This window comes from Bradyrhizobium sp. WSM1743, from assembly GCF_000473065.1.
GTDB lineage: Bacteria > Pseudomonadota > Alphaproteobacteria > Rhizobiales > Xanthobacteraceae > Bradyrhizobium.
Window position 1 is genome coordinate 1 of record NZ_AXAZ01000141.1, and the last position, 3,428, is coordinate 3,428.

Consider the following 3,428-nt stretch of genomic DNA (forward strand, 5'->3'; position numbering starts at 1 on the left):
AGTTCTGAAATGGCGCATCCACCGCTCGCGCCCGGCTGGATCGACGCGCCGCATCAACTCGCATCGCTTGGGCGCTTGCCGCTCGAATCAGGGGACGCCATCGAGGATCTGCAAATCTCCTATGTCGTTCACGGCTCGCTCGACGATCGCTCGAAGCCAGTGGTCTTCGGGTTATGTGCAATCGGCATGAGGCCCCCACCTCGCCATTGCGAGGTTCGCCTGCGATACAGCCTGGCATGAGCTGATCGGTGGAGGTGAAGCGATGGCAAATGCCATGCTTGATGCCAGGCAGGAAGGTGACTTCTATCATCGCGTCGAGGTGATCACTGGGGAGCGCCGACGGAGGCGGTGGACGGGCGAGGAGAAGGCCCGGATCGCGGCGGAGAGCTTTGAGGAAGGTGCGAACATCTCCGAGGTGGCGCGGCGCAATGGCGTTTCCCGCGGGCTGCTCACGGTGTGGCGACGCCAGGTTGCGACGGCGGTGGCCGGCAAGGCGCCGAGCTTCGTGCCGATCCAAATTGGTGCCGAGAGTGGCGGCGGGGCGGCTGGCGAGGCCGGGTGTATTTCGTCGGCACAGGCGAGGCCCTTGGAGATCGCCGCGCCGCCGACCAAGGCCTGCGGGGTGATCGAGATCGAGGTGGGCGGGGCGCGCATCCGGGTCGAGCCAGGAGTGGAGCTGGCGACGCTTTCGACGGTGCTATCGGCGCTTCGGGGCATCCGTTGATTGCGCTGCGGTCTGACCTCAAGGTGGTGCTGGCGGCACAGCCGGTCGATTTCCGCAAGTCGGTGCACACGCTGTCGGCGCTAGTGAGCGAAGCGCTGCGCGCGAACCCGTACTGCGGCGACGTCTTCGTGTTCCGCAGCAAACGCATGGACAGAGTGAAGCTTCTGGCGTGGGACGGCAGCGGCATGGTGCTGGTGACGAAGTGGCTGCACCAAGGGCGTTTCACCTGGCCGCCGATCCGCGACGGCGTGGTGCATCTAAGTGCGACGCAGCTCGCGATGCTGCTCGACGGGCTTGAGTGGACGCGTGTCTCACCCAAGCCTGTGAAGCAGCCGGCCGTTGTCGGCTGAGAGAGGAGGATTTCGCTGGAGCGTGTAGCGCGCGCATGTATCGTTCGATCATGGCGATTCGCCCCGACGCTCTCCCGACCGATCCGGTGGCTCTGACCGAGATGGTGCTCGCGCTTGATGCTGAGAACGAGAAGCTGCGTGTGGCGATGCAGACGCTCAAGGAGATGATCTTCGGGAAGCGCTCGGAACGGCTTGCGGGCCTCGTGGACGAGCAGCTCGCGCTTGAGTTGGGCGATCTTGAGGCCGACGCCACGCTGCCTGCGCCCGCCGACGATGCGCCTGCGGTGAAGCCGGCCGGCAAGGCGCGCAAGAAGGCGCGCCGCAACATCGGCGCGCTCCCAAAGCACCTGGCGCGCTGCGAGCAGGTGTTAGAGCCGGATACGACCGCCTGCCCGCGCTGCCAGGGTCAGCTTCACAAGATCGGCGAGGACGTCAGCGAGGTGCTCGACATCATCCCGGCGATCTTGCGGGTGCTGCGCACGATCCGTCCCAAATACGGCTGCCGCAGCTGCACCGATGGCATGGTCCAGGTGAAGGCGTTGCCGCGCCTGATCGAGAGCGGCATGGCCTCGACCGCGCTCGTGACTCACGTGGTGGTCTCGAAGTTCGCCTGGTATTTGCCCCTGTGTCGGCAGGTGCAGATTCTGGCCGGCCAGGGCGTTCATCTCGACCGGGCGACGCTTGCCGGCTGGGTGAAGCGTGCGGCCTGGTGGCTCAAGAGCCTTTATGAGCTCCAGCTGCGCACAATCCGGGCCTCGCCGCGCGTGTTCTGCGACGAGACCCCGATGCCCGTGCTCGATCCCGGACGACATCGCTCCCGCATCTGCCAATTCTGGGCGCATGCCATGGATGACCGGCCATGGGGTGGCCCTGCGCCGCCGGCGGTCGCCTACGTGTTCGCCGACGGCCGCGGCACCGAGGAGATCGCCGGACAATTGACGGGTTTTTCCGGCATTCTGCAGGTGGATGGTTATGCCGCCTACAAGGCGCTCGCCCGCGGCCATGGTGGCGCGATCGAGCTCGCTTTTTGCCTCGCCCATGCCCGACCCAAATTCGTCGAGGTCTACAAAACGACCCAGTCGCCGTTCGCGCGCGAGGTGATCGAACGCCTGCAGGCGGTCTATGCCATCGAGGCAGTGATCCGTGGCAGCAGTGCCGAGCAGCGGCTGGCCGCCCGGCGCACCAGGAGCGCACCGTTGATGGCGGCGCTCAAGACGCGACTGACCGAGATGGTCGGCCAGCTCTTCTCACAGTCGAAGCTGGCAGAGGCGATCAACTATGCGCTCAATCACTGGGATGGACTGACGCTGTTCCTCCGCGACGGTCGCGTCGAAGTTGACTCCAACACAGTCGAGCGTTCCATGCGCCCGATTGCCATGGGAAGACGCAACTCATTGTTCAGCGGCAGCGAAGGCGGTGCTGAGAGCTGGGCGATCCTGGCGTCGATCGTTAACACTGCAAAACTCCACGATCTAGATCCGCAGGCCTACTTGGCCGACGTGCTGGAGCGTATCGTGTCCGGGCGAACCAAGAGCCATCAGCTGCACGAGCTCCTCGCCTGGAACTGGAAGGCGGCCCGTGAGCGCATCGCACAAGCCGCCGCATGAGCCCACGTCGCCATAAAGCATCGTCGTCGATGGCGGCCGCCGCGATGCCGCTTGAGGAGCTCGAGCGATGGCTCCAGGTTCGCGTCGATCAGCATCCTGCCGCCACCAATCTCCCCATGCTGGACGGCTACGTCGCCGCGATCGTGGCCGGACCGGTGTCGATGAGCCCGCTCGACTGGATCTGCCCGCTGCTCGCCATCGATGCCGATGCTTTCAACCACGGCGGCACCCCCGAATTCGCGGCGATTTCCGCCGTCGCGCTGCGCCATAACGAGATCAGCCAGATTCTTTCAACCACGCCTCGCCAGTTCGAGCCGATGCACCGCCGCAAAATTAATGGCGCCGTCGATCCGCGTCCCTGGTGCCAAGGTTTCTATGCCGCGATGCGGCTCAGGCTGTCGGCGTGGGCGCCGTTGCTCGATATCAGCAACGTCAATCATGCCCTGCTGCTGCCCATCCTGCTGCACTGTCGCGACGATCAGGGTCATCCGATGCTCGGATCACCGCGAAGCGGCCGCGAGACCGCCGACTTTCTGCGTAACGCCCACGCCGATATTCCAGTGGCCGTCGAGGCCATGCGCCAATACTGGATGCCGATCCGCTACGCACGCGCCCGCTGATCACCGCAGACGTGGGAGCTCATACCGGTTACGGTTATGTGCAATCGGCAGCACGCATCATCGGCTGGATTGTCTCATCGGCGCGGGGCGAGCCCTTGATCCATCGCATTATACGGTCGTCGTGATC

At 64.9% G+C, this 3,428-nt stretch carries 4 protein-coding genes and 1 pseudogene; all 5 read left to right on the forward strand.

All coding sequences use genetic code 11. From position 1 onward, the window contains the following. Nucleotides 1-240: pseudogene (locus tag YU9_RS49640) on the forward strand (hypothetical protein); the annotation flags it as partial. A 22-nt stretch (nucleotides 241-262) separates the two neighbouring features. After that, on the forward strand, nucleotides 263-724 hold the full coding sequence (locus tag YU9_RS0138070; RefSeq protein WP_063623798.1) for a transposase: 462 nt from the start codon (nucleotides 263-265) through the stop codon (nucleotides 722-724). Next, nucleotides 721-1,074, forward strand: a complete 354-nt coding sequence (tnpB, locus tag YU9_RS0138075; protein ID WP_027577378.1) for an IS66 family insertion sequence element accessory protein TnpB — start codon at nucleotides 721-723, stop codon at nucleotides 1,072-1,074. Before YU9_RS0138070 ends, tnpB begins: the two co-directional genes overlap by 4 nt. A 50-nt stretch (nucleotides 1,075-1,124) precedes the next feature. Further along, complete coding sequence (locus tag YU9_RS0138080; RefSeq protein WP_027577379.1) at nucleotides 1,125-2,681, forward strand: IS66 family transposase; 1,557 nt, start codon at nucleotides 1,125-1,127, stop codon at nucleotides 2,679-2,681. Continuing rightward, on the forward strand, nucleotides 2,678-3,301 hold the full coding sequence (locus YU9_RS45190; protein ID WP_063623800.1) for a UPF0149 family protein: 624 nt from the start codon (nucleotides 2,678-2,680) through the stop codon (nucleotides 3,299-3,301). Before YU9_RS0138080 ends, YU9_RS45190 begins: the two co-directional genes overlap by 4 nt. Nucleotides 3,302-3,428 lie beyond the last annotated feature (127 nt).